This is a genomic window from Glutamicibacter sp., assembly GCF_032154645.1.
Taxonomy (GTDB): Bacteria; Actinomycetota; Actinomycetes; order Actinomycetales; family Micrococcaceae; genus Glutamicibacter.
Genome location: NZ_JALDXV010000029.1, coordinates 1 through 26,346, shown reverse-complemented (window position 1 = coordinate 26,346; position 26,346 = coordinate 1). Strand labels below are relative to the sequence as shown.

23 protein-coding genes and 2 pseudogenes are annotated in these 26,346 nt (G+C 58.3%); 16 read left to right on the top strand and 9 right to left on the bottom strand.

Features of this window, described 5'->3' with window-relative positions; all coding sequences use genetic code 11:
• Together RUH64_RS16285 and RUH64_RS16280 are read left to right on the top strand one after the other, a co-directional pair.
• A pseudogene (locus RUH64_RS16285) lies at nucleotides 1-525 on the top strand (signal recognition particle protein); the annotation flags it as partial.
• Nucleotides 526-711: 186 nt separating this feature from the next.
• Nucleotides 712-1,905, top strand: coding sequence for a hypothetical protein (locus tag RUH64_RS16280; protein ID WP_313814797.1), 1,194 nt, complete (start codon nucleotides 712-714; stop codon nucleotides 1,903-1,905).
• A 77-nt stretch (nucleotides 1,906-1,982) separates the two neighbouring features.
• Here RUH64_RS16280 and RUH64_RS16275 read toward each other — a convergent pair whose 3' ends face one another.
• On the bottom strand, nucleotides 1,983-2,987 hold the full coding sequence (locus tag RUH64_RS16275; RefSeq protein WP_313814796.1) for an iron-siderophore ABC transporter substrate-binding protein: 1,005 nt from the start codon (nucleotides 2,985-2,987) through the stop codon (nucleotides 1,983-1,985).
• 131 nt (nucleotides 2,988-3,118) lie between these two features.
• Here RUH64_RS16275 and RUH64_RS16270 point away from each other — a divergent pair, with 131 nt between their 5' ends.
• Both RUH64_RS16270 and RUH64_RS16265 read left to right on the top strand, forming a co-directional pair.
• Nucleotides 3,119-4,126 carry an iron ABC transporter permease gene (locus RUH64_RS16270; RefSeq protein WP_313814795.1) on the top strand — a complete coding sequence of 336 codons (1,008 nt, stop codon included), beginning with the start codon at nucleotides 3,119-3,121 and terminating at the stop codon, nucleotides 4,124-4,126.
• On the top strand, nucleotides 4,123-5,145 hold the full coding sequence (locus RUH64_RS16265) for an iron ABC transporter permease (RefSeq protein WP_313814794.1): 1,023 nt from the start codon (nucleotides 4,123-4,125) through the stop codon (nucleotides 5,143-5,145). Before RUH64_RS16270 ends, RUH64_RS16265 begins: the two co-directional genes overlap by 4 nt.
• A gap of 14 nt (nucleotides 5,146-5,159) precedes the next feature.
• Here RUH64_RS16265 and RUH64_RS16260 read toward each other — a convergent pair whose 3' ends face one another.
• On the bottom strand, nucleotides 5,160-6,872 hold the full coding sequence (locus RUH64_RS16260; protein ID WP_313814792.1) for an AMP-binding protein: 1,713 nt from the start codon (nucleotides 6,870-6,872) through the stop codon (nucleotides 5,160-5,162).
• 298 nt (nucleotides 6,873-7,170) lie between these two features.
• Between RUH64_RS16260 and RUH64_RS16255 the strand changes: the two genes are divergently transcribed.
• From RUH64_RS16255 to RUH64_RS16245, 3 genes are all read left to right on the top strand, one after another.
• A complete protein-coding gene (locus RUH64_RS16255; protein WP_313814791.1) occupies nucleotides 7,171-7,905 on the top strand; it encodes a hypothetical protein in 735 nt (244 codons plus the stop codon).
• 188 nt (nucleotides 7,906-8,093) lie between these two features.
• Nucleotides 8,094-9,581 (top strand): cardiolipin synthase, encoded by a 1,488-nt coding sequence (gene cls, locus RUH64_RS16250; RefSeq protein ID WP_313814790.1) that lies wholly within the window; start codon nucleotides 8,094-8,096, stop codon nucleotides 9,579-9,581.
• A 146-nt stretch (nucleotides 9,582-9,727) separates the two neighbouring features.
• On the top strand, nucleotides 9,728-10,600 hold the full coding sequence (locus RUH64_RS16245; RefSeq protein ID WP_313814789.1) for a VOC family protein: 873 nt from the start codon (nucleotides 9,728-9,730) through the stop codon (nucleotides 10,598-10,600).
• 77 nt (nucleotides 10,601-10,677) lie between these two features.
• Here the strand turns inward: RUH64_RS16245 and RUH64_RS16240 are convergent, their stop codons facing one another.
• The 5 genes from RUH64_RS16240 to efeU form a co-directional block, all read right to left on the bottom strand.
• Complete coding sequence (locus tag RUH64_RS16240) at nucleotides 10,678-12,486, bottom strand: glycosyltransferase (protein ID WP_313814788.1); 1,809 nt, start codon at nucleotides 12,484-12,486, stop codon at nucleotides 10,678-10,680.
• A gap of 149 nt (nucleotides 12,487-12,635) precedes the next feature.
• Nucleotides 12,636-13,820 carry a thiolase family protein gene (locus tag RUH64_RS16235; protein WP_313814787.1) on the bottom strand — a complete coding sequence of 395 codons (1,185 nt, stop codon included), beginning with the start codon at nucleotides 13,818-13,820 and terminating at the stop codon, nucleotides 12,636-12,638.
• A 152-nt stretch (nucleotides 13,821-13,972) separates the two neighbouring features.
• Entirely contained in the window at nucleotides 13,973-15,244 is a 1,272-nt protein-coding gene (gene efeB / locus RUH64_RS16230; protein WP_313814785.1) for an iron uptake transporter deferrochelatase/peroxidase subunit, read from the bottom strand.
• 17 nt (nucleotides 15,245-15,261) lie between these two features.
• Nucleotides 15,262-16,419 carry an iron uptake system protein EfeO gene (gene efeO / locus RUH64_RS16225; protein WP_313814783.1) on the bottom strand — a complete coding sequence of 386 codons (1,158 nt, stop codon included), beginning with the start codon at nucleotides 16,417-16,419 and terminating at the stop codon, nucleotides 15,262-15,264.
• An 81-nt stretch (nucleotides 16,420-16,500) separates the two neighbouring features.
• Nucleotides 16,501-17,409 carry an iron uptake transporter permease EfeU gene (efeU, locus tag RUH64_RS16220; RefSeq protein ID WP_313814782.1) on the bottom strand — a complete coding sequence of 303 codons (909 nt, stop codon included), beginning with the start codon at nucleotides 17,407-17,409 and terminating at the stop codon, nucleotides 16,501-16,503.
• 420 nt (nucleotides 17,410-17,829) lie between these two features.
• Between efeU and RUH64_RS16215 the strand changes: the two genes are divergently transcribed.
• Together RUH64_RS16215 and RUH64_RS16210 are read left to right on the top strand one after the other, a co-directional pair.
• Nucleotides 17,830-18,615 (top strand): hypothetical protein, encoded by a 786-nt coding sequence (locus tag RUH64_RS16215; RefSeq protein ID WP_313814781.1) that lies wholly within the window; start codon nucleotides 17,830-17,832, stop codon nucleotides 18,613-18,615.
• A 37-nt stretch (nucleotides 18,616-18,652) separates the two neighbouring features.
• Nucleotides 18,653-18,946 (top strand): hypothetical protein, encoded by a 294-nt coding sequence (locus tag RUH64_RS16210; RefSeq protein WP_313814780.1) that lies wholly within the window; start codon nucleotides 18,653-18,655, stop codon nucleotides 18,944-18,946.
• 311 nt (nucleotides 18,947-19,257) lie between these two features.
• Here the strand turns inward: RUH64_RS16210 and RUH64_RS16205 are convergent, their stop codons facing one another.
• Together RUH64_RS16205 and RUH64_RS16200 are read right to left on the bottom strand one after the other, a co-directional pair.
• Entirely contained in the window at nucleotides 19,258-19,434 is a 177-nt protein-coding gene (locus tag RUH64_RS16205) for a hypothetical protein (protein ID WP_313814779.1), read from the bottom strand.
• A gap of 129 nt (nucleotides 19,435-19,563) precedes the next feature.
• The gene (locus RUH64_RS16200) at nucleotides 19,564-20,193 is read right to left on the bottom strand and encodes a LysE family translocator (RefSeq protein ID WP_313814778.1); all 630 of its coding nucleotides are present in this window, start codon (nucleotides 20,191-20,193) and stop codon (nucleotides 19,564-19,566) included.
• Nucleotides 20,194-20,446: 253 nt separating this feature from the next.
• On the opposite strand from RUH64_RS16200, the gene rpsP reads away from it, so the two are divergent.
• From rpsP to RUH64_RS16165, 7 genes and pseudogenes are all read left to right on the top strand, one after another.
• Entirely contained in the window at nucleotides 20,447-20,857 is a 411-nt protein-coding gene (gene rpsP / locus RUH64_RS16195; RefSeq protein ID WP_141367291.1) for a 30S ribosomal protein S16, read from the top strand.
• A gap of 2 nt (nucleotides 20,858-20,859) precedes the next feature.
• On the top strand, nucleotides 20,860-21,102 hold the full coding sequence (locus RUH64_RS16190) for an RNA-binding protein (RefSeq protein ID WP_141367289.1): 243 nt from the start codon (nucleotides 20,860-20,862) through the stop codon (nucleotides 21,100-21,102).
• 121 nt (nucleotides 21,103-21,223) lie between these two features.
• Nucleotides 21,224-21,763 (top strand): ribosome maturation factor RimM, encoded by a 540-nt coding sequence (gene rimM / locus RUH64_RS16185; RefSeq protein WP_313814776.1) that lies wholly within the window; start codon nucleotides 21,224-21,226, stop codon nucleotides 21,761-21,763.
• Nucleotides 21,763-22,608: a tRNA (guanosine(37)-N1)-methyltransferase TrmD gene (gene trmD / locus RUH64_RS16180; RefSeq protein ID WP_313814775.1), complete on the top strand. Its 846-nt coding sequence runs from the start codon at nucleotides 21,763-21,765 to the stop codon at nucleotides 22,606-22,608. Before rimM ends, trmD begins: the two co-directional genes overlap by 1 nt.
• A 257-nt stretch (nucleotides 22,609-22,865) precedes the next feature.
• Nucleotides 22,866-23,225: a 50S ribosomal protein L19 gene (gene rplS, locus RUH64_RS16175; protein WP_313814774.1), complete on the top strand. Its 360-nt coding sequence runs from the start codon at nucleotides 22,866-22,868 to the stop codon at nucleotides 23,223-23,225.
• A 13-nt stretch (nucleotides 23,226-23,238) separates the two neighbouring features.
• Entirely contained in the window at nucleotides 23,239-23,895 is a 657-nt protein-coding gene (gene lepB, locus RUH64_RS16170; RefSeq protein ID WP_313814773.1) for a signal peptidase I, read from the top strand.
• 511 nt (nucleotides 23,896-24,406) lie between these two features.
• Nucleotides 24,407-26,346: pseudogene (locus RUH64_RS16165) on the top strand (hypothetical protein); the annotation flags it as partial.

Below are 26,346 nucleotides of genomic sequence, written 5' to 3'. Positions count from 1 at the left end.
ATGGCCCAGATCAAGAAGATGGGCTCGATGAAGAAGCTGCTGGGCATGATGCCCGGCGCACAGATTTCCCGCCAGCAGCTGGAGCAGTTCGACGAGCGCCAGATCGACCGTGTGGAGGCCATTGTCCGTTCGATGACTCCGCACGAGCGTGTGGCACCGAAGATCATCAACGGTTCGCGCCGCGCCCGTATCGCCAAGGGTTCGGGTGTTTCGGTCTCCGAGGTCAACCAGATGCTTGAGCGCTTCACCGAGGCGCAGAAGATGATGAAGAAGATGGCAGCAGGCGGCGGCATCCCGGGCATGCCGGGTGCAGGCAAGGGCGCCGCCCGCAAGGCAAAGGCCAAGGGTAAGGGTAAGAAGCAGGTCAAATACGGCAACCCGGCCAAGGCGGCTCAGGCACAGTTGGAGGCGTCGCAGAAGAAGAGCGCTGCCCCGAGCGGCGCGGCTTTCGGCAAGGGCGCGCAGGACTTTGATCCGTCGGATCTGAACCTGCCAGCAGGTTTTGAGAAGTACCTGGGCAAGTAGCCAGCAGTGCACTGAGGGAGGCAATCGGCAGTGACCGATTGCCTCTTCTCATTTCTCAATCTCAATTTCATCGTTTCCTGCATGCGCGCATGAGAATGAGATGTTTGCCTTCCCTGACTCTCAGAGAGGCGAACTATGATGGAACCAACTGTTAAACCCCCAACGAACCAGAAGAGGTTTTCCTTCGTGGCGTCAACCGAGTTCAGCTACCTCAGCATTGAGTTCATTTTCCTTGGCGACAAGCCAGATGCTGCTGGCATAGTGAAGACCGCTCTGGCTGACCGCCGGTTGTTGGGATTTGTTTCCGGCGTCGTCGAGCGCGAGCTTGCCACCGAGGTGCTCGCCGAGGTCGCGACGGTTGCCGAAGCTCGCGACGCGGTGCTTTACCGGGTGGATGCCAAGGGCAAGCTGCGTGAAGGTTCACGCGTAACCCGCCTGGTTCACGAATTGAAGAACTCCACGGGCGCCAGCTACATCCTCGTCAACGGCGAAGAGATCGACGGTCCGATGCCTGAAGAAGAGCTCTTGGGGGATTATCCGACCAGCATGGAGCTGTTGCACGGGCCCAAGCTTAAGACGCCGGAAGTTGTCATGGCTTCGGGCGCCAGCGACAACGTTCTGACGTTCTGGGACCTGGGCACCGGCCTGATGGTCATGCCGGCGGAGCCCATCGACATTACTCAAGTGGCCCGTTCCAACCGCCCGGTGCTATCCATCTCCCGTACCGGCGGCACCATCAGCGCCCTAGTTCTGGGCAAGCCCTCCGGTTTAGGTTCGCTGGGCCGTTCAACGGGGTACTTTGTAGACCTCTCCCGCCAGTTGATCATCGAACCACTGGCTGGGAGTCCGGCCGCTGAATTGCTGACGGAGTTGGAAACCGGCCTGTTCGGATGGGACGAACGAGATGTTGAGAATCTAAGCGAGTTCGTCCATGATCCTGCAACCCTGCAGCGCATCAGGGACCTTGTCATGAAGCCTGCAACCTTGGAAGGCCTACGCGAGTTCGTGGCCCTGCTGGGGTTCGACTCAAGCAGCATTGATTTTGTGATCGACCAACCGCTGCCGGCCGATGTCCGCGTCGTGCTCACCGGCGGAGCCATCGAGACGCTCAAGGCTGTTATCAGCGAATTTGAACGCGAGTCATCCGGCCTCACCAAACTTTTGTTCCGCTACACGTGGACACCGAAAGCGCTGATCGGCTCCTCCTTGGCAGTCCTAGCATCCGGCGCCTTGACGCACGTGGTCCTGGCTAAGAGCAAGAATTTTTCGTGGGTGCCGGCGTCCGCGCGCAGGCTGTTGATGACCGCCTGGTATGCAGACGGCGTTTTCTACCTGGGCAAGGGAATCCTCCAGGCAGCCCGCGGCAGGCAAACCAGCTGAATTTCCCAGATCTTAAGGTGACAGCGTCCCGGCAAAAGTTGATTTGGCCGGGACGCTGTTCTACTGGATCCCGTTGTCTACGGCAGCTGCGGATCAACTCCGAAGTGCTCGGCTACCTGGGTGATGACCTCACCGGCACCCTGCAAAGACACTGAGGATAAGAAGATCGAATCATCGACAGGCATTACCTCGCCGTTGAGCTTCTTCCACAGCGGATTGCTGGTGAACTTTTCTTCTTGGGCGCGAGATGCGTCGCCCTCGGCACCTTCCGGCGCCCAGGTCGACTGGAAGATGACCTTGGCATCAGCCTTCAGGATTTCTTCTGGGCTCAGTGGGACGAAGATCGACTCGGTGGTGTCAGGTGCCCCCTCTGGACGTGGAATGCCCATGTCGGTCATGATTTCACCGATGAATGAATCGGTAGCGTACAGTCGGGCGGTGTCCTCTCCAGCGAAGCGAATCAGCGAGTAGGTAGTGTCCTTGTCCTTCTCCATGATCTCCTTGCCAACGGCAGCGGCGCGAGCCTCATAGTCAGCGACTGCCTTCTTGGCTTCTTCATCCTTGCCCAGTGCCTCACCCAAAAGAACCACGTTCTCCTTCCAGGTCGGGCCCGTGGACTCGGAGAAGATCGTCGGCGCGATCTTCTGCAGCTGGTCAAACATCGGCCCCTGGCGGACGTCTGCAGAAATGATAATGTCCGGCTCGGCCGCCAGGATCTTCTCCAGGTCCGGCTCGGCGATGGTGCCAACATTGACTGCTTCATCGGTCAGGCTGCTGACATCTCCGAGGTACTCGGGGAATGGGCTTCCCGTCTTGCGGTATTCGGTGTACGCAACGAGCTCTGCGCCCAGCAGCAAGGCGGCATCGACGTAGGAAGGGTCAAGAGCCGCAACGCGCAGCGGCTGTGCAGGAATTTCGGCAGTGCCGCGGAAATGCTCGACGGAGCGCGGGAAGGACGATTTGGCGGCGGCCTCGGACTGCGAAGCTTCGGGCGCGGAGTTGGAGGACGTGGCGCAGCCGGTGAGGGCTAGCGCCGCCACTGCCGAAACTGCCGTGAAGCGAAGAACACGGGAAAAATTCATGTAAGTACTTTCGTTGCGAGTGATTAGTGTAAAAGAGCATTCACTATTTAGGTTAGGGTAAACTCAATATGCGAAAAGTACATTAGCACGGAACGAACACTGGGCGGAACACCTGTAGGCCCAACAAGGACATGTTGAAAGATCCACACCTTCGCCGACGGATGGCGACCCTGATCATTTTGCTCATAGGAGTATTGCTCAGCATCGCCGCCAGTTTATGGATCGGCAGCTCCACCTCGAGCTTTAGCGAAATGCGTCATGCCCTGTTATCGCCGACCGATCAGGTCAGCGACATTGCCATTCTCGAGATCCGCTGGCCCCGCACCGTTACTGCATTGGTTGCAGGCGCATCCCTGGGTGTGGCAGGCACCTTGATCCAGGGGCATACGCGAAATCCCATAGCGGATCCGGGACTGCTCGGCATCAACCAGGGTGCGGCGGTAGTCATCGTGTCCGTCACGGTGCTGATCGGTCCACAAGATCCGTGGACACAGGCACTTCTCGCATTGCTCGGCGCGCTGTTGGCAGCGCTGATCGTTTTCGGCATCGCAGGAATCGATGGGCGCGGTGCGTCTCCCACGACCCTGGTGCTCGTTGGCGCCGCTGTGACTGCACTGTGTGCGGCAGTGGTCTCGGCGATCGTCCTTCTCAGCGAGGCCGCGCTGGAGACGCTGCGCTTCTGGCAGGTCGGCTCCGTGGTGCAGGGCTACCAGTCGTTCTTGATCCTTTGGCCGCTGCTGCTGCTCGGACTCGTTCTGGCGATGATCAACGCCGGGCAGCTCAACGTCCTCACCCTTGGAGAAGACTCAGCAAGCAGCCTTGGGGTCAGCACCGTCAGGTCTCGGCTGGTTGGTCTGGGAGCCATGGTGGTGCTTGCAGGTTTCGCCGTGACGTTGGCCGGTCCGATTGCCTTCCTGGGGCTGATCGTGCCACATATGGTTCGTTATCTTTTCGGTGCCGACTACCGATGGCTGGTGCCTGCCGCGGCGTTGAGCGGGGCCGTGGTGCTCTGCTGCAGCGACATCCTTGGCAGGCTGCTGGCCAGGCCGGGTGAATTGCCCGTCGGAGTGGTCATTGCACTGATCGGTGCGCCGTTCTTTGTTCACGTGGCGTATCGGCGTAAAGCGGTGAGCGTATGAGGAAGCTGCGTCCCGCATTCTTCTCCGGCGTCGTGCTCTTGGCCGTGGCGCTCCTGGCGATTGGTGTGCATGTTGCGGTAGGCGGCACAGCCATCGAGCTGGGCAGCGTGTTTCAAACGCTGATAGGTTTCCCGCCGGATCAACGCACTGCCTTGATGATTTATGAATTCCGGTTGCCCCGGACCGTCGCGGCGATTACTGCCGGCGTTGGATTCGGCGTAGCCGGTGCACTCACCCAAAATGTTGCCCGGAATCCGCTGGCAAGCCCCGATATCCTGGGCGTGACCAACGGCGCCGCCGCTGGTGCCGTGGCAGCCATGGCCGCGATCGCACAGCTGCCGGGGCTGCCTGATGGATTTTCCCGCTGGGGCATGCCGGTGTTTGCGGGGGCTGGCGGATTTTTGGTGACAGCTATCGTGTTTGCCGTCGTGTGGCGAAGCAACCTGGAAAGCAACCGATTGGTGCTCGTGGGAATTGGCATGAGCGGGCTGTGCGCCGCCATCACCGCCTGGATGCTGACCTTGGGCGAGGTGGTCAATGCACAGCAGGCGCTGACCTGGATGGCGGGCACCGTCAACGGGACCTCGTGGCAGGACCTGATGCTCGCGCCCATCGCCATCCTGATCTGCGTCCTTGCTGCTGGCCTGCTTAAGGCACAGCGCGAGGTGCTGGCCCTTGACGCAGACACGGCCCGTGGCCTGGGCTCCGAGCTGGGCCGCGACAGGCTGGTGCTGCTGGTCTTGGCAACCATCATGGCGGTTGCGGCAACCGTGGTTGCCGGCCCACTGGCATTCGTGGCATTGGCCAGTGGACACGCTGCACGCATTTTGTCGCGGAGCATCATTCCACCGGTGGTGCACAGTGCGCTGATCGGTGTCATCTTCGTCCTGTTGGCCGACCTGTTGGCCGCGCGCTTGTTCTCGGTGGCCCTGCCTGCAGGTGTTGCTACGGCAGTGATCGGCGCCCCGTACCTGATGTTCCTGGTTGTGCGTCAGGCGCGTGCAAGAAGCACCAGGTAGGGGCGCGACAGGAGTCAGCCCTCGGATTTGAGGTTGGGGAAATCGCTGTCCCGGTATTCCCGCGGTGGAACCTGTCCCTTTGCGTGCTGCTCGCCTTCTGCCAGTCGAAGCTCCACCCTGCGGATCTTTCCGGATATGGTCTTGGGTAGTTCGGTGAACTCCAGCCTGCGAATGCGTTTGTAGGGTGCTAGGTGTTCGCGGCTGTACTTGAGAATGCTTTCAGCGGTTTCATCGTCTGCTCGGTATCCAGGGGCTAGCACGATGAACGCCTTGGGCACCGAGAGCTTGAGCGGATCGGGGGATGGGACGACAGCGACCTCCGCCACCGCAGGATGCTCCATCACCACTGACTCCAGTTCAAAAGGGCTGAGCCGGTAGTCGCTGGACTTGAACACGTCGTCGGCGCGGCCCACATAGGTCAGCACGCCTTCTTCATCGCGTTGGGCGATATCACCGGTGTGATAGACGCCGTTGCGCATCGCGTCATCGGTTTTTGCCTGATCTTCGAAATAGCCTTTCAACAGCCCCACGGGAGCTGGGTCTAAACGAAGGCAAATTTCCCCGACCTCTGCGACCTGTCCGGTGCTCGGATTGCGCAGTTCCACCACGTAGCCTGGCAGCGGCTTGCCCATGGCGCCGACCTTGATTTCTTCTCCCGGTGGATTGCCGATTTGCGCGGTAGTTTCGGTTTGACCATATCCATCGCGGATCACCTGTCCCCAAGCATGGCGCACCTGGGAGATGACTTCAGCGTTTAAGGGTTCACCTGCTGAGACCAGCTTGCGCGGGGGAGTTTGCAGGACGGTGAGATCCGCCTGGATCAGGTAGCGCCAAACGGTGGGCGGCGCGCAGAAACTGGTGACATTTTCGACGTCCATCTGATTCATCAGGGCTGTGGCGTCGAAACGCTCATAGTTGTAGACGAATACGGTGGCCTCTGCGATCCACGGACCAAAGAAATTGGACCACGCATGTTTTCCCCATCCCGGGGATGCGATGTTCAGGTGCACATCGCCGGGTTCCAGGCCAATCCAGTACATGGTTGCCAGGTGTCCTACCGGGTAGGAAGTGTGGCTGTGTTGAACAAGCTTTGCCTTTGACGTGGTTCCCGACGTGAAGTACAGCAGCATGGTTTCATCAGCCAGGGTCGGGGTATCGAGTTGGAAGTCCTCTGCCGCGGTGAATGAATCGGCATAATCAAGGACACCGCGATTGGTATCGCCGCCAACTTGGACAATGGTGTAGTTCCCGGGAACTGAATCGAATTTCGCTACCTGATCCTGGCTGGTGATAACCCATTGCGCTTTGCCCCGAGTGATGCGGTCCTGAAGGTCAGCGCTGGTTAACTGCGTAGTCGACGGGATGATCACCGCCCCAAGCTTCATGCCAGCTAGCATGACTTCCCATAGGGCAATCTCATTGCCCAGCATGACGATGATGCTATCGCCTCGCTTCAAACCTGAATCGTTGAGCCAGCGAGCTACCTGGGACGATCTCTTAGACAGTTGCAACCATGTGTAGCGGGCTGACGAGCCGTCAGTTTCAGTGAGAATGAGGGCGGGCTCGTTGCCGCGCTGCGGGTCCGCTGCGACGGCATCGAACCAGTCGTATGCGAAATTGAAGTTATCAAAGAGCGGCCATGAAAATTCCTTGCGTGCGCTGGGATAGTCTTCCCGGTGCCTTAGCAGCACATCTCGGGCTGCTCGAAACTTTTCGGTGTTGTTCATCGGTGGCGCCTTCCCTCGGTTGGCAGCCGCGGCAGCCAACCGTGTGATCGCAGTCTCAATTGCAGAGTTAGCTTCAATATACTTCACCTGCAGGGCACAACGTGTTCTGGCTAGCTGTTTTGCCGTCAACGGCAAAGAGCGACGTCAAAGAAAGGAGGCAGGTATTGGAGTGGTGTCGATTAAAGTAGATTTTCTGCCCAACTATTTCCGATTTTTATATGGAACTGTCGATACCTTCATTTAGTATTCATTAGACAGGCAAAAATTTTGTATTGCTCGCATTTTTTTGGGGGATTCGATGGGTATTTTTTCGTTTCGTAGAGCACTGGGCTCTGCTGCGGCGCTGGCGCTAATAGGAGGGTTTTCCTTGGCTGCGGTGCCGGTGCACGCCAGTGACCGCCCGATTGACATCACCAGCTACAACGTGTCATCAATTACGGTTGCAGACTCAAATTGTCGTTACGTCTACGTCTCAGCAACGACTACGGTTAAGTCCGACTACCAGTCGGCATATGGCAGTGTTGATGTAACGAGATCGGGTGGAATCATCGATTGGCTGACGCTGGAGAATCGCAAGATTTCGAACCGCGCTTTCATTTGTCCAGCGTTCGACGGTTTGGGTACATATAAGATCGGCCCCGCGGATATCTCCGCAACCTACAAGTATTGGGATTCTTATTTCCAGTCGTACGAAACTGACTATGCGGACTATGTTGACCGTTCGGTGAAAAGTTTCTACGTTCGAGGCAAGACGAAGAGCAGCCTGACGGCTACTCGTTCCGGCAAGTACGTGACTCTCAACGCGAAGGCGCAGGTTTACTCCCCGGAGAAGTACCGCTATGGGCAGTACAACGCCAAGGGTGCAAAATTTCAGGTGAAATCCGGAACCACATGGAAAACGCTGAAGACCGTAGATCTCTCTAAGGGTGCTGCCAAGCTGACAGTGTTGCAATCATCGGCTAAGACATACAGGCTGTCTATTCCAACAGCGACTTGGGCCACTTCAACGAACAGTAATTCTGTATACAAGTAAACGCATTCAGTTGGGCACAAACCGACGAATAAGCTTGCCGCACCACTTTGGGCTGACTCCACCAAGTGGCGCGGCAACTTTTTGTTTACGTCGTTGACCGAGTTTTACTTAGAACGCGTACTTTTCGGTAGATTTATGCGAGGTGTTATTTCTGCCTATTTGATGGCCTGAGAGCATGAGGAAAAATTTTGAGTTCAGTTGAAATATGGGGGTTGGTTTTCACAGCCCTGCATATCATTATTAGTTTTGCCGCAGCCATCGCAATATCACTGACGCGCAAGCCGTCTGCGGCGATTGCCTGGATTATGGCAATTCTCCTCATTCCATATGCAGGCATCATTGCGTTCCTGCTTTTCGGATTTGGCCGCCTTCCTCGCAAGCGCCGTGAGAAGCAGAAACTTGTCAATGATTACATGCATGGCACCTCGGGGCTTGATGAATATAAGTCGCATGTCGAGTCGCCGAGTTGGCTGAAGCCCACCGTTGCAATGAACAACAAGCTCGGGGCACTACCCATGGTGCACAGCAATTCGGCATTCTTGATTCAGGGATACGAAGAATCCATCGAGACGATGGCACAGGAGATCGACAAGGCCGAATCATACGTCCACGTTGAGTTCTATATTCTTGTCAAGGATCAGACCACGGCTCCGGTCTTTGACGCATTGAGCCGTGCGGTCTCCCGCGGCGTTGCGGTTCGCGTGCTTTTCGATCATGTGGCAACGCTGCAGCTTCCTAATCGCAAGGAAACCATGGAAGCCTTGGATCAGATGGGCGCTCGTTGGCACCATATGCTGCCATTGAAGCCCCTGAAGGGGCAGTGGCAGCGTCCAGATCTTCGTAATCACCGAAAGCTGCTGGTGATCGACGGCAAGGTCGGATTCATGGGTTCGCAGAATATGATCGATTCCACTTACCTGAAGCCAGGAAATCTCAAGCGCGGCCTGCACTGGAAGGAGCTCATGGTTCGACTTGAAGGTTCGATCGTTGCGGAGCTTGACGCAGTGTTCCTGACTGACTGGTTCAGTGAGACTGATGAGGTTCCGCATGACGATCCGTATTCATCGTTGACCCCCTTTGTGCATAGCCAGCGGGAAGAAGACTATGACCCGCGCACCGTATTTGGGCTCGACGCCCAGGTTATTCCGAGCGGACCTAGCTTCGAAAACGACAATAACCTCAAGCTGTTTGTCTCCCTGATCCACAGTGCGCGCAAGCGCGTGAGCATTACCAGCCCATACTTCGTTCCAGACGATGCAACCCTCCAGGCTATTGTCACTGCCGCCTCCCGCGGTCTTGACGTGGAGCTCTTCGTTTCTGAGGTTGCCGACCAAGCGATGGTCTACCATGCGCAGCGTTCATATTATGACGCGTTGTTGGAGGCGGGGGTCAAGATTTACCAGTACCCAGAACCAACCGTCTTGCATTCGAAGCACTTCTCCATTGACGACGAAATTGGAGTGATCGGTTCCAGCAATATGGATATCCGATCCTTTAGCCTGAATATGGAAATTTCAATGTTGGTCCACGGCCGTGAATTCGTTGATCAGATGCGTAAGGTTGAAGATACTTACAGGGCGATCAGTAAGCCAATTGATCCGGAACATTGGAAGCTTCGTCCACTCAAGGGCAAGGTCCTTGATGGACTCATGCGATTGACCTCGGGGCTGCAGTAGTCCGATAACTTGAGTCTCCGTAGAATCTGACCCGCCAACCCAGCGTTGGCGGGTCATTTTATCCCTCATCACAAATACTTGAAGCATCAACTAATTGTGCGTAGTATTGGCTTCATTGGATGAACACCTAGGGGAGTGAAGGAATAATGTCGCTGTTGATCGCTGACAAACTAGCTGCCGAAACACATATGAACACGGTACAGCTCAAGGTCGAGAATATGCCGCTTATGAGCCAGTACTACCAAAAGGCGCTGGGGCTGAGCGTAATTTCTGAATCAGCGGCGGGATCCGTCCTCGGCCGCGGTGCGCAGGAGCTGGTGAACCTCAGCACGGCCCCGGGGCTGCAACTTCCTGCACGTGGGGAAGCGGGCCTATTTCATACGGCACTGCTCTTCGAAACCCAGGCAGACCTAGCTGCCACGGTACTGTCGGCGGCCCAATATGATCAGAGCCTGTTCGCTGGCAGCTCCGACCATCTGGTCTCGGAAGCGTTCTACTTCTCCGATCCTGAAGGCAACGGCATCGAGCTGTACTGGGACCGTCCGCGCTTGAAATGGAACTGGACTGACAAGGGACAGGTTGCCATGGACACGGTGTACTTGGATCCAAATAAGTTCCTCAGCACCCATCTAAGCGAAGAGGCTGTAGCTCGGCAATCTCGGGCCGGTGCTAAGGTGGGACACGTCCACCTGCAGGTCGGCGACGTGCAGACGGCCGCCGAATTTTATGTAGACGTCCTAGGGTTTGATCAGACGGCGCGGATGGGTGACCAAGCACTGTTTATCTCAGCTGGTGGATACCACCACCACATGGCCATGAATGTGTGGAACTCGCGCGGCGCTGGACCCCGCAAAGACACCCTTGGGCTGGGCGAAGTGCTGATCACGGTTCCAACCCATGATGAAGTTGGCAAACTTGTCGAACGCTTGAACTTCGCCAAGATCGAGAACCATCACACTGGCCATGAGCTGCGCTTCAAGGATCCGTGGAATAACCAACTGCGTGTGGCCGTAGGCTAATTCTTGTCTTCAGACAGGGCTTGGGGTAGCGGTTGTAAAAGCTGCTGTCCCAAGCCTTTTCTGCCGTGCTGCTTAGGTTACTCGGTGCTGCGTTTGATTGACAGGTTGTGGTGTGTAGTTAGGTAAGGCAGTGCCGTACTTTTTGGAGTTCCCAAACGCTTCATCTTGCGTTGGGTGCCAATCACACACTCCAGATTCACATCAGTGATTGAATCCGGAACTTGTGCGGTGGCTATCAGATCCTGATCGACAACGAATTCCGCACGCTCACCGCTGGTCTCAACTGCGTCAATCCGTGCTACCACCTCCTTGGAATCTCGGCCTACGATGACCAGCGCATAGGAGCCAGCGTCCGGAAGTGGGGTGCCATGCTGAACGCGCAGGCGCAACAAGCCGTCATTGAGGAACTCGATGCCCTGCAGGTCCGCTTGAAACTCGGGAATTAGGGCCGGCTTCTTTTTACGTCCGGGCTTACGGCGCGAAGTGAAAATCATGGTATCCCTCCAGAGGGCGACGAGATCGCGGGCAAGGTATTCTTGAGCAAATTTGCGGCAGTCCTCTGACATAATGGCAGCCTCCTGCGGATGGCGCATAAGGTGTTCGGCGCGATCGGCCATGCCCTGAATGTCATCAGGTTCAATCAGATAGCCGTTTTTGGAGTTGATAATGCTATCTGAAGGGCCGAAATTCACGTTGAAGGAAATGGGAATGCAACCTTGCTGCTGTGCTTCCAGCAAGACCAAAGCCTGACCTTCGCTGCGCGAGCAGAACAGTTGAACCGTGCAAGAAGCAAAAAGACGCGGTAATTGGTCAGAGTATCCGTGGAACACCACCTGTTCTGCGATGCCAAGCTGCGTAGCAAGTAGGCTCAATGCTTCGCGCTGTGAGCCCTTGCCGACTACATTGAGCACCGGATCAAGGCCGCGGCTTTTCAGCTCGGCCACCACCCGGATTGCTGCAGCGACATTCTTGTTCACCGTCAGGGAGCCAGCGGCAATCAAATGCTGCGGCTGGCGCACGGGCAGGGGTGGATCTATATGGGGAACCTTCACGGGATTCGGGATCACGAAAGTCTTCTGAGCATCGCCAAAACGCTGCACATAGGCACTGCGTTGAGCATGAGTCAGAAAGACAAACCCATCCCAATGCACACGATTTTCAATGATAGGTGCGTGGGCTTCTGATAATGTTCCGGTCAACAAGTCTTCTCCGGAGGTTAAGTGCGCACTGTGGAATGCATAGAGCTTGGGCACGTAGGTGGTCTCCCACTTATTCAAGTGCAGCGCCGTATATTTGCTGTCCACTACGACCAGGGCCTGCTCGTGATCGACCAATTGACTCAACCAGTACCGATATAGCGAGGGACCGCTGAAGAACCTCGCGCTGAGCTGACCTTGCTTGTCGAAAACTTCGATCAGCCGCTGCCTGCGTTCTTCTGCCCAGAATTTCGTATCAGTTAAAAACACCGTGCCGTCAATGCGGAAATAGCGGACCTGCGTTTCATCGGATCGCGCCGCCGACACGGACTTTTGGCTAAAAAGATGTTGCTGGCCTGTCGGGTAGAACTGCTGTGACTGGAACTCGAAGTCGTCGATTTCGGGCGAAAATTTACGTTCCGCGATCTGAACCTGTGTCAACTGACGATTGCTGAGATTCTCATAAAGATTCAGGTGGCGAACCTTGGTAGAAATTTTCCCGCGTTCACGCAGGCTGCTAAATATCGCTGGATAATCAGGGTTCGGGTTAAACGTCACCACCGAAGCGTGGCCGTAACGTTCGGCAAATGCCGCAGCGCGCTGCAAACACACGGTTGTCATGCCGCCGAACTCTTCTTCGACCGCCCATGTCACCATATAGGCATCCAGCGGTTCGGAATTTTGTAACAATATCTTGTTCCTTATCCCTCATGCGGTCCATATGATTCAGCCGCCGTTTAAGGCTACGGGAAAGTTCTGGAAAGCGAGGTTGACGTGCGCGTGCATTGGATAACACTTTCATCAAAATCTTTGATGAGCGTTGGTGGGGCGACCTGAAACTAAACGCGCTTGAGCAGTGCAGCGATTGCCTGACCACCGCCAATGCACAGCGTCACCACCGCAAAGGTTTGATCCCTGCGGTGCAATGCCATGGCCGCACGCAGGGTCAAGATTGCTCCGGTCGCTCCCACCGGGTGCCCCAGGGCGATGGCGCCGCCATAGGGATTGACCTTCTCGGGATCCAGCCCGCTGTCGCGGATGACCGCGAGCGCCTGGGAGGCGAACGCCTCGTTGAGTTCAAATAGATCCACATCATTGGGTGTCAGCCCGGTCTGTTCAAAAAGTCTGCGCAGCGCATAAGTGGGTGCATAGCCCATCAGTGATGGCTCCATGGCGGTGACCACTACATGCTCAAGGGTCGCCAACGCGGGCAATCCATAGGCGTCCACATTAGACTGCTTGGCAAGAAGCATGGCTGCAGCGCCGTCGTTGACTCCCGACGAGTTTCCTGCCGTCGCCGAACCGGAGGGGCTGAACGCCGGCTTTAGCGAAGCCAAAGATTCGAGGGTGACGCCGCTGCGCGGATGCTCATCGCGATCTTGACCGGCGGCGCCGACCAGACTGCGGGAGATGATTTCTTCGGCGAACGCAGTTCTGCTTGACTCCAGGCCGGCCAAGGTCTGCGAATGCAGCGCAAACTCATCCTGATCCGCTCGCGAAACCTTGAATTTGGCTGAGACGTTGTCGGCGGTCGTGCCCATGTGAGAATCGCTGAAGGGGTCGGTCAACATCGCCAGCGTGCCATTGAGCAGTTTCTTATGTCCCAGACGGCGCCGCGAACCCGCCGAATAGTCAAGGTACGGCATGTTTGTCATCGACTCATTGCCTCCCGCCAGCACCACCTGCGTCGCGCCAAAGGACAACGACTGTGCGGCGCTAAACAACGCCTGCAAACCGCTGCCGCATAGCCGGTTGACATTCATAGCCGTGGTGGATTGCGGCAGCCCGGCACCCAGCGCCACACGCCGTGCGTTATATGACTCCGGGCCCACCTGGCCGATGCACCCCATGATCACCTCGTCGACCATCTCGACTGGAATGCCGCTGCGCGCCAGCGCTTCGGACGCGGCGGCGATCCCCAAATCCGCGGTGGACAACTCGCGGTACAACCCGTCGAACCTGCCCACCGCGGTCCGCGCCCCGGCGATGATGGTGATTTTATCCTTGCCCGCGCCGTTGCCCATGGAAAGCAGCCTTTCATCCTTAGTTCACCGCGTCCGATGGCAGTGCTCGATAGGCCCCAGTCTAGGCATCGGCGCTCGCCGGTGGCCAGATCCCTGCCGTCCCGCCCCACATGACAACGCCTGCCTCCCCGAAGCGGGGAGGCAGGCGGAGGTCAGCTTTCGAAGAGCTGCTGGCCCAGATACTGGCCCTTAGCTATGCCCGGAGGCACCGCATACAGGCCGGAGGAGGTGTGGCGCAGGTACTCGTTCATGGCGTCGTTGGAGCTCATGGCCTTTTGCAGCGGCACAAAGTGAGTACGGGCGTCGACGACGAACGCGATGAAGAACAGGCCCGCATCCAGCCGGCCCAGGCCGTCGGAGCCGTCGGTGTAGTTGAACCCGCGGCGCAGCATCTGCACCCCGTTGTGCCTGGAGGGGTGCAGCACGGCCACATGCGAGTCCACTGGGATGATCGGTCCGTTGGATCCTGCCATTGCCAGATCCGGCGCGGTGAACTCGTCGCCCCCGGACAGCGGCGCACCGCTCGACTTGATGCGGCCGACGGAATTTTCCTGCTCGCGCAGCGCCGAGCGGTCCCACACCTCGATCTGCATGCGGATGCGACGGGCCACCATATAGGTGCCGCCGACCATCCACGGCTGATCGGTGGCGCCCTTGCCCACCCAGACGTGCTGGTTCAGGGCGTCGGCGTCATCGGCCAGGATGTTGGCGGTGCCGTCCTTGAAGCCGAAGAGGTTGCGCGGTGTCTGCTGATCGCTGGTGGTCTTTGAGGTGCGGCCGAAGCCGATCTGGCTCCAGCGCACCCGCACCGTGCCGAAGCCGAGGCGCGAGAGATTGCGGATTGCATGCACGGCAACCTGCGGGTCGTTGGCACAGGCCTGGACGACGATGTCACCGTGGCTGCGCTGATCTTCCACCATGTCTCCGGAGAAGTGCGGCAGTTCGATCAGCGCCTCGGGCAGCTTGCCCTCAAGTCCGAAGCGCGGCCTCTCGCCGTCGGTGAACAGGCTGCGTCCAAAGCCGACGGTCACCGAGAGGTTGGCGGCGCTGAGCCCCACCGCCTCGCCGGTATCCGACGGGGGAGCGTCGTAGGAGCCGGAAGTTGCCCCACCTTCGCCCACCTCCTTGCCCTGGGTCATCGCCTCGATGGCTGAGGTCCATTCCTTGAGCAGGGCGATCAGCTTGTCCCGGTCCTCGCTCACCACGTCGAATCCGACGGTGTGCATCCGGTCCTGGGCCGCCGTGGTGATGCCCGCCTGATGTTCGCCATAGAACTCGACCACATCGGATGCCTGCGGTGCGGCCTGCTGCTGTCCGCCGAAGGCGGCCTGGGCCAGGGCCCCCACCGCGAGGCCGGCCCCTCCGGCGCCCGCGCTGGTCAGCAGCAGGCGCCGGGAGAATACCGGCGATGAATCTTTAGCCATGGGCGTCGCGCCTACTTCTACTTCACTACTGCCGCGGTCAGGCGGGAGAGCGGCTCGGACAGGGCGTCGACCCCGGCCGCCAGTTCCTGGACCTGCTCCTGGGTAAGTTCGTCGTAGGACGTGAAACCATCGCCCTCGCGGTAGGCGTCCAGCTGCTTCTGCAGCGAGGCGAAGTTCTCCTTCAGCTGCGTGTTCAGCTCGTCCTCGGTGCCCTCAAGCAGCGGTGCAAGATCCTCGTAGGCGATCTTTGCGCCTTCCAGGTTCGCCTGGAAGTCCCAGAGGTCGGTGTGGGAGAAGGTCTCTTCTTCACCGGTCACCTTGCCTGTGGCCACCTCGTCAAGCAGCTCCTTGGCGCCGTTGGCTAGCTTGTCAGGGGTGAATTCCAGCTTCTGGGCCCGCTCGTTGAGCTCCTCGGTGTTCTCCACCATGCCGTCGGCGATCTGCTGGCGCTGCTCGTCGCTCATCTTTTCGTAGTCCTTAGGGGACCAGAGGTCCTTCTCCGCGCGGTGCCAACCGGTGAACTTATCGCCCTTTTCAAGATCGGCTTCGCGGGCGTCCAGGATCGGATCCAGATCGCCGAAGGATTCTGCCACCGGCTCGATGCGCTCCCAGTGCATGCGCACCTGTGGGTAGAGTTCCTTGGCCTTTTCGGTGTCGCCGGCGGCGAAGGCCTGCGCGAAGTCCTTGGTGCCGCGCACCAGCTGTTCGGACTGGTCCTTCACATAGGCCGCGTACTGGTCCACTGCGGTCTTCTGCAGGGCGGCACGGTCCTCGGACACCGCTGCGCCGTCTGCGGCCGCGGTCACGGTGAAGGCCGAGCGGATGCCGTCGCCCACCATGCCCGGCTTGCAGGCGGCGAAGTACTTGCCCTCGGGGGCGATGACCACCAGGTCTCGGGTCACGCCGGGGCCAATGTTCTCCACTTCGCCCACGATGCGCAGCCCGTCCTCGGCCAGCAGATAGAACTCGTTGACTTTGCTGCCCTCATTCTTGACGTTGAACTTCAGGGTGCCGCCCGGTGACGTGTCGGTGGACACCGCGCAGGAGTCGTCGGTGGCGTTTACGGCGATGGCTCCGTCGCCGGAGGCCTCGGCGCTGGCGTTGTTGTCGGTGCATCCGGTCAGCGACAGGGCGCCGATGGCCAACAGGGCGGCAGGAGCGAGCAGCTTCTTCATTCAATAGGTCCTTGCGAGTGAGTTTTGTGGGTCGTTGATACAGGCTGCTGCGGCGCACCGCCGCAGCTTGCGGTGGGGGAGTCAGGCGCTGGTTTCACCCAGCGTTGAAGTATTCGGTTCAACTGCGGCGGGGTTTTCAGCTGCACCCTGGGCAGCCGCAGCACTGTTCTTCGCTGCAGGCTTGGAGTTGTTGGTGGAGCGGATCGCACGCACGTAGAAGAACATCGCCGGCACGATGTACAGCACCCAGGCGGTCACCTGAAGCACCGTCATCGCCGGGGTGAAGTTGAAAATACCCTGCAGCAGGGTTGCAGCGATGCCCGATGGCGGCAGCTGTTCGCTGAGGTCGAAGGCCAGGTTGTTGATGCCCGGCAGAATGCCAGCTTCCTGCAGGTCGTGGACGCCGTAGGCCAGCACGCCGGCGGCGACGATCACCAGCAGCACGCCGGTGTAGGCGAAGAACTTGGACAGCTGGATCTTCACGATGCCGCGGCTGAGCAGCACGCCGAGCACGATCGCCGTCAAGATGCCCAGTGCTGCTCCCAGCAGCGGCTGCCAGGTTTCCCCGCTGGTGCGTGCAGCGGCCCAGATGAACAGCGCCGTTTCCAGGCCCTCGCGGCCTACCGAGAGCGCGCCGACCACGACCAGCCCCCAGGCTGAACCGGCGGCGTGGTCCACCTGATCTTTCAGATCCTGGTTCATGGTCTTGGAGGTCTTGGCCATCCAGAAGATCATCCAGGTCACCAACCCGGCGGCGAGAATCGAAAGCGAACCGCCGATGATTTCCTGCGCCTGGAAGGTCAGTCCGCGCGGCCCGAAGGTCAGCAGGGCGCCAAAGCCCAATGAGACGGCCACGGCAAATCCCACACCGGCAAGCACCCGCGGAATTAAATGCCGACGGTTCGTCTTGCTCAAATAGGCGATCAACAGGACGACGATGAGGACCGCTTCCAGTCCTTCGCGCAATCCGATCAGGTAGTTTCCGATCATCGTTCAGTGCTTTCAGCTATTGCACGCCCGCGAAGGGTAGTTTTCGATCGCGGGTGACCACGAGCACCCGCCCCGGGGCGTGCAGCACTGCGCGATCAGTCATAAGGTTAGCCTAAACAAGGGCGGCATAAAAACGATCAGGCCACCTTCGCTTTCTTCGCCTCGCGTCAAACGCATTAGCCGGCCCGCCGCGCTTAACCTCAGGTCATATCCGCCTCTGAAGGTCCGTGGTCCGAGTGTCTTTGCGCAGCCGCACCGCGTAAACCAGGTAATAGGCGGGCATCCGCACTCGGGCCGCGGGTTCTTTCACGCCTCCCGGGCCCGTATCAAAGCTTCTTCCATCGTCTCCGCAGCATCGCCAACGACTGGCCGACTGCCTGCGGTTTTATGGAATTTTCGGCGATTTTCCGCGCCGCTGCTATGACTCTGAATCAATGCGGCAGGTTGCTATGGTCGGCCCATGAATCATCCCAGCAGGATTCCCGCGCCGCCGCCACCGCGATGCTCAGCACCCTCGGTGCGGCAGTGCTGTTTTTCCTCTCCTGCAACAACCAGCTGCAGGCCGCCCACACCCGGTGGATCCGCTACGGCAGCGGGTACGAACCTGGCGGGCTGTCCATCGAAGACAGCCGCTTCGACTACTACCTGCCGCAGCCGCCGGTGATTCTGCTGCCGGATACTAGTCTGCCCTTCGGCATCGGAATGCTGCTTCAAGCACTGGGCCTGCTGTTGCTGCTTCTCTGCCTGCTTCATCTGCGCCCACGCAGCGCTGTGCGCGCCCGCCGAATCCAACGGCTCTGCGGGCTGCTTGCCGCGGCCAGCAGTGCGCTCCTCGGCATCGAGGCCGTAGTGACCGGGCTCAACGCCACACTCTTTGACCGGTTCAGCACGCACTGGGCCGCCATCCCGGTACTGGCGTTGGCGGGGCCGGCCCTCTTGGTTCTGGGCGTTTTTGCCTGGTGGCGGATGCCGTCGCTGGCCATCGCCTTGATGTGCTCGATGTCCACCAGCATCATCGGATACCTGGCTTCCGCGCTGCTCATCGCACCGCTGGTCACCGGGCACGACTCCTTCGACGCCGTCCCGGGGACTGAAACCATTGTGGCCCTGGGTACCGGCGCCGCGGCGGCGGCCTGCCTGCTGACGGCACTGAGCCTGCTCCGGCAGGAATTCCTGCGCTCCTGCCCGCCGACACTGCTGCGCTAGCCGCCCGGGTCTGCTAACCGTGATGGCGTCCTGCTGCATGCCAGTAGGCCCGCGCATCGCCGCGGGCTGCGCCCGGCCGAAGCTGAACTACCACAAGGCCGCCAGCCGACTTTGCGACGCGCATCTGGTGGTGGCCAGGCGCCATGCCACCGGACGCGAAATCACCCCGCGCTTTACAGCCCTGGCACGGCTGTACGCACGGCCCGGCGACATTGAACCAAGGCCGACCCCTATCAGCCTGTTCTGCCGTGGCCAATGCGGGAACGCCGAGCGCGGCGAGGTCCACGCCCGCGGCGCCGACGTAGAGCTTCTGCACTCGCTGGCGCCCTAAGCCGACAACCCGCGCACCAATGTCGGTAAAGCGGCGCGCCGATCCAGGCAGGATTCTCGCAGCAACGTCGGAACTGCCCACCAGCCAGCCGGGGACGGACTGGGCCGTTGACTCCATATTTTCTAGCAGTGAGCCCATTCCCGACCGGGCCAGCGGCGCCGACGAGAATGCTCCAAGCGCCGAAGCTCCGAACAGCAGACCAACTCACAGCGGCAAACTTTGTTGGATGCCACCTCACAAAAAGAGAACTTTGTGGACTCCGGCTCTAACGCTGGCTCCGGGGGAAGCTGACGACGGTGGACCGACGCACTTCAGCGATGTGGATCCGGAGCTCGGCGGCGACGGAGATGCGCGAGTACCCCCAGCGCAGCGCCGGAATCATCCCGCGCAGAGGCGTCCACCTTCAGCTCAAGGAGCTGGATGACCTCAACGGTCCGGTCAAGCTGAGCTCCAGCACCGACTACGGCTGCCGGCTCGATGCCGCCCAAGCCGGACGGCTGCTATGTCAGGGGGGAGAGCTACCGCGTGATTTTCGGGCCCGACGCGCACTCCGGCCGCATCCTAATTCACGTGAGCTAGGCCCTTACCGTCCAAGCGTAAACTGCCCCGTGCTACCGCTAGGGGCGCGAGAGCGCGACCTTGAGCCCGAACCCGATCAATACGGTGCCGGTAATGCGGTCCATCCAGCTCACCGCAGTGGGCGTGCTCAGCCACTTACCGGCCAGCGACGCCCCGGTGATCACCACCGCTGACCACAGCAGGGTCAGCACCACATGCACGCCGGCCAAGGCGGCGCCCATGAGCAGCGCATTGGCGTCGGCCGGGGTGAATTGCGGAATGACAGCAATGTAGAAGACGCCGATCTTGGGGTTCAGCAGGTTTGTGACCAGCCCGGTGCCGTAGGCCCGCCACTTGCTGGAGGCCACCGTCACCTGCGTAGGACCCAGTTCTTTACGCCGCATCGACCGATAGATCATCTGCCCGCCCAAAAACACCAGATACGCGGCGCCGGCATAGGTCAGGATCTGATAGGCCAGATGGGAGGCGGCCAAAACCGCAGAGGCCCCCGCCGCGGCGAGCAGACCCCAGAGGAAAACCCCGGTGCAGATCCCCAGTGCCGCAATGAATGCGTCGGCCTTGCTACGCACCACCGCCGAACGCAGGATCAGCGCGGTATCCACGCCGGGGATCAGCGTTAACAACAGGGCGACGACGGCGAAGGAAAGCAGGGCGGAGGCAACGGTCATAGGCTTAAGCTTAAAAGGACGCCGGCCCGTCGAAAAACCGCGCGTGACCAAGCTCATGAGCTCCCCGCGTACCGCGTGTGCCAAATAATTGGTGCGCGGCCTGCTCCTCTGGCATAATTGCAGGGTACTCGATTTGTTGCGGCCCCTCTCTCCGCATCGAATCCTGTCCCTTTAGAAGTGAGTCAGTAAGGCCTGCCCCACAGGTGCACAACGCTTGCTTCGACCATGTTGAGAAACAGGAGTGACCACTAAAGTGGCCGTTAAGATTCGACTGAAGCGCTTCGGTAAGATGCGCGCACCTTTCTACCGCGTTGTTGTTATGGACTCCCGCGCTAAGCGCGATGGCCGTGCCATCGAGGAGATCGGTAAGTACCACCCAACCGAGAACCCATCGATCATCGAGATCGATTCTGAGCGTGCTCAGTACTGGCTGTCTGTTGGCGCTCAGCCAACCGAGCAGGTCCACAACCTGCTGAAGATCACCGGTGACTGGCAGAAGTTCAAGGGCATCGATGGCCAGGAAGGCACCTACAAGGTTGCCGAGCCTAAGCCAGCATTCGTTGCTCCTGAAAAGGGTTCGGTGATCCTCCCAGAGGCAATCACCAAGAAGGCTGAAAAGCCAGCTGCCGAAGAGGCAGAGGCCGAAGCTACCGAGGCTGAGTAACAGTGCTCGTTGATGCGCTGGACCACCTGGTACGCGGGGTCGTCGAAGAGCCGGAGGATGTTCAGGTTGCCCTGAAGTCCACCCGACGCGGCGACCTGCTTGAGGTTCGTGTTAACCCTGAGGATCTCGGTCGTGTGATCGGGCGTCAGGGGCGCACCGCTCGGGCATTGCGCACCGTGATGGCGGCGTTGGCCAAGGAGCCGATCAGGGTCGACGTGATCGACACCGATCGACGCCGGGGCTGAACAACTTAGAAGCTGTAGCTTCAATATCGGAAGGAGTTTCCGCTTGTCTTCAGGCGGGAACTCCTTTCGTGTTTCACACCCAAACTTTTACTGCACCATGCACCACGAAGGAAAAGCGAATATGCGACTGCAGGTAGCCCGAATCGGCAAGCCCCACGGCATCCGTGGGGAAGTTACGGTCCAAGTCTTGACGGACGCGCCGCAAGAGCGCTTTGTCAAGGGCGAGGTACTGCATGTCACCGGCGGCCCGGTCGCGGAGCTGACCATTAAGAACGCCCGCTGGAACAAGGCGATTCTGCTGCTTTCCTTCGATGAAATTGCCGATCGCAACGTAGCTGAGACCCTTCGCGGCGCGCGCTTGGAAATTGAAGCCGATGAAGCACCCGACAATGATTCGGACGAATGGTACGAACACGAACTCCTGGATTTGAAGGTCATGCTCGATGGCACTCAGGTTGGCGTCGTCACGGCACTTCGCACCAACCCTGCCCAAGACCTACTGGTCTTCGAAGACTCAAGCGGCGAGGAAGTGTATCTCCCATTTGTCGACGAGTTCGTCCCCGAAATCGACACCGAAGCCGGAACATTGACCATCACGCCGCCCGCAGGCCTGCTTGAACTCAATGTCGAGGAAGAGGAGCCCAAGGGGGAGCAGAACTAATGCGACTCGACGTCATTACCATTTTCCCTGAGTACCTCAACCCACTGAAGCTTTCGCTGATCGGCCGCGCCGCTGAAGAGGGCATTCTTGATCTGAATGTCACCAACCTGCGCGATTTCACGACCGATAAGCATCACAAGGTGGATGACACTCCCTATGGCGGCGGAGCCGGGATGGTCATGCTTCCCGAGCCTTGGGGTCAGGCGCTGGATTCGGTGCGCGCACATACACCCGAGGGTAAAAAGCCAATTCTCATTGTTCCGTCGCCGGCCGGCGCCGTCTTCAACCAGCAGATGGCCTATGACCTCGCAGAAGAAGAACAGCTGGTCTTTGCCTGTGGTCGCTATGAGGGCATCGATGAACGCGTCATCGAGTACGCACACGAGAACTTCACCGTCGTCCCGGTCTCCATCGGCGACTATGTGCTTAACGGGGGAGAAGTTGCGGTGATGGTCATGGTCGAAGCAATCGCACGCCTGATTCCGGGCGTGATCGGCAACCCGGAGTCGCTCGTCGAAGAATCCCACTCCGATGTGTTGCTGGAATACCCGGTCTATACCAAACCAGCCAGCTGGCGTGGCCGCGAGGTACCTGAAACCTTGCTTGGCGGAAACCATCACAGGGTTGCCCGCCACCGTCGCGACGAACAAATTAAGCGCACTGCCGCCCGCCGCCCGGATCTCATCATGCAGCTCGACGTCCAGGCGTTGAACCGACGGGACCGCGATGCACTGTGGCACAACGGATTTGCGGTCATTGATGGAAAGATCGTTCCTAAGTCGGAACTGGACTGGGCCACAGGTGCGGGAACCGACAAGCCCGCCGCCGGACGGCCCACGGACTAAGAGTCCAAACTCACGCATTGCCTCGTCAATAAACGACTGCAGGTAGTCGCATAGGCGGTCGATATGTGGCAAAATTAATTCTTGGTGTGTTTTGTTCGAATCCTGCCGCAGGGGGATCGCGGACATCAAAAAACCGCCGCACCGGTTGCTAAAGTCAACCGGTGGTACAACGTTCCGGGATGATCAATGCGTAAGCATGATGATGAACCCGCTACGAGGATTCGGTGACCTGCGGCATTGATCCTAGGAGATGCACAATGCATATTCTTGACACTGTTGACGCAGCTTCGCTGCGCTCCGATGTTCCTGCTTTCGGCCCAGGCGACACCCTGAAGGTGCACGTCAACATCATCGAAGGTAAGAACTCCCGCGTTCAGGTCTTCCAGGGTTACGTTCTTGGCCGTCAGGGCCGCGGCGTAGGCGAGACCTTCACCGTCCGCAAGGTTTCCTTCGGTACCGGTATCGAGCGTACCTTCCCAGTTCACTCCCCAATCATCGAGAAGATTGAGGTTGTGTCCAAGGGTGACGTGCGTCGTGCAAAGCTGTACTACATGCGCGATCGTCACGGCAAGGCTGCTCGTATCCGCGAGAAGCGCGACTTCGGCAGCAAGAAGTAATCTACGTTCATTCATGAACCAGATTGCTCGCCGCCAGGCAGCAACTGACAAGCGCCGGGCCTTTCACTGGGTCTGGCGCTTTGTCGTTCTTGCTGTCATTCTTGCACTGCTCACTGTTATTATTGTCCGCGCCTTTTTCGTTGACGTATTCAATATCGAGTCTGATTCAATGCAGTCAACACTGAATCCCGGGCAGGTTATCTCCGTTGATCGCCGTGCTTATGATGCCGACAAGGGCGTTACCCCGCAGCGGGGGGATGTGATTGTCTTCGACGGTAGAGGCTCGTTCTTGCCGTATTCATCGGCAACTACCTTTTCTGATTTACTCGGTGCCTTCAACCTCAATGGTGGTTCCCACACATATGTGAAACGCGTAATCGGCGTCGGTGGGGACTCGGTTGAATGTTGCAGTGCCGACGGTCAAATAAAAGTGAATGGTGAAGCCATCCATGAAGAATATGTGTACTCGGGCGATGCGCCAAGCGACATTGAATTTTCGGTCCAAGTGCCTGAAAACAGGCTTTGGGTCATGGGGGATCATCGTTCAGTTTCTCAGGATTCCCGTTCACTTCTTGGGGTGAGCGGCGGAGGAATGATCAATGTTGATCGTGTTGCAGGACGTGTCTCGAACGTGATTTGGCCGTTAGATCAACGGCATGAAGTCAGGTAAGCACTCGACACATGACACAGAATTCAAAGCGTTGAATGGGGAGAACTCCCCATTCAACGCTTTCTTTTTATTGACGGTCATATTTAACTTCACTTGGATTAAAAACTCTTGCAACATTTGGGCTTGTGATTTCTGCATAGTCAAACGATGCAATTCAACAATCCTTACTGAGTGCTGACTAGGGATTAGTAAGATAACGTGAATCTTAAACCACTGAAACGTGATGGTTGATTGTGACCTGCGTCCACCCCTTCAAACCTCCCTGACTAGGTGGATTGTGAAAATCAATTTATACCGCAGGTGGATATGGTGCTTGAAAATTCCGCGGTGATGCCGATAAAGTTTCATTTTGGTAACAACACTATGCCCTGCCTCGCTGTCATCACCGGGCAATGTAGGGCTCTCGCACCACAATCTGGGAGAAGCATTAATGCCATATCCGAAGAAAAAGACTGCGCAACGTGGCCTCGTAGCCGCGGCCGCGACCGCGTTGGTCGTTGGCACTAGCTTCATGCCAGCAGCCGCAGCGCCGGAAGCAAGTAGCAGCACTGACTCGCAGTCTTCAAAAGCATCCTCAAGCGAAAATGCCGTTGACACCACCGGCTTGTCGCAGGCAATTGAAGAAGATCTAGGCAAAAGCGTTGACGAGTATTTAGAAGATTCGCAGGTCAACGAAAAGGCTTCTGCATTAAAGAAGGCGCTCAAGGACGCTGGCATTGATAGCAACGTGTCTATCAAGGACGGCAAAATTACAGTACAGGTTGCAAACTCGAATCTAGTCGCGGCCAATAAGCTGATTGCCAAGCTGGCCGTAGATGCTGTGAATGATGATGTCGTAGCCGAAGCAACCGATCAGCCAGAGTCGAAGCCTGCCGAGCCGGTTGCCGAAGAAGCGGCAAAGCCCAGTGAAAAGGCTGATGCCGAGAAGTCCGAGAAGGCTAAACCTGAAAAGGTAGCGGATGCAAAGGAGTCTGAATCTGCAGAGACTAAAGCTCCAGAAGAATCTCCTGAAGCGATTAAGGTCGCAGAGTCAGGCATCAAGGTCACCGGTATTGACAAGATGACCACGATCGACGATGTGCTGAAGCAGTTGCAGGACAACCTGGCTCCTAGTGAAATCACGCGACTTACCTCGGTGACGATCAACGCAAGTGGCAAAGTTAAGGTGACTGCCGGTAAATCCGCTTCAACTCGGAGTAGCAAGTCTAGCCTTCGTGCTGCGAGCCCGTCATCTGCCAAGGACCTGACCTTAGAACAATTCGAAGTGCAGGCCAAAGAACAAGGTGCTGCGGCTAATGTCGCTTTCGAATACACCGATGGCGAAGGCCAAGCTAAGCCAGCCGCGGTTACCGATATTTACGACGGCATGGGATATGCCGCCACACCTGATGGAAACTTTGAAGGTCAGGTAGGCATTTGTTCCATTGGCTTTAACGCATGGGATAAAGCTGGTAATGACGCAATCATTACTGCCGGTCACTGTACCGTGGACGGACGACAGAAGATTGCAGCCGTTCTGGAACACTCAGCGCCTAATCAGCCTTCGGGCATTAGCAACTTGCTGGGCAAGTTCGGTTTCAGCCAGTTCGGCATGGCCGGAAATAAGGGTGTGTCACCGACCGATCCTGAGTGGGCTGAAAAGCCAACCGGTACTGATATCGCAATCATCGAAGACATCAACCCTGCGCTGAAGTTGCATCCGGAAGTCTCGCAGTGGCCTGCTGGCAAGGACGCACGTGACGAGACCATCAAGGTGCGCTCTGTAGGAGATGCTGCCTTGGGTGCGGAAGCGTGTAATTCAGGCCGAACCACTGGCTGGCAGTGCTCGACAATTACCGAAGAAGGCATCTTCTTTGTGATGGGCTACGACGATAACGGTAAGGAAACAGATCAGGACATCCGCACCGTATGGGGCTACACCGCGGGTAACCCGAACAACTCGGTTATGGATCACGGCGACTCGGGCGGTGCAGTACTCGTCGGCAATCGTGCCGTCGGCGTGAACAGTGCTTTGGGCGGCGGGGAAGTCATGTACACCTCTTTGTCTGATGCGATGGACAAGACCGTCGTCAAGGACTACCAGGTCAAGATCTTCGTAAGCGCTCCAAAGGTTGATGCGGCCAACGGAACCGTGGTTGAGCCAGAAGCTTCCCTGGAAGGCTCAGTGGCAGACGCTCCAACTGGCACCAAGGTTCAGGTCATTGTTGATGGCAAGGTTGTTCAGACGGTCAACGTTGATGCAGACGGAAACTTCACTTTCAAGGCCCCCAAAGCTGAAGGTCAGTTCAACTTCACATTGAAGGCTGTTAACGGCTTCAATACTTCGGCGGTTACTGAAGGAAATGTCGTTGTAGAGGCGCCAAAGCCAACTCCGACTCCTACTGAGGAGCCGACTGAGACTCCTACCGAGGAGCCGACTGAGACTCCTACCGAGGAGCCGACTGAGACTCC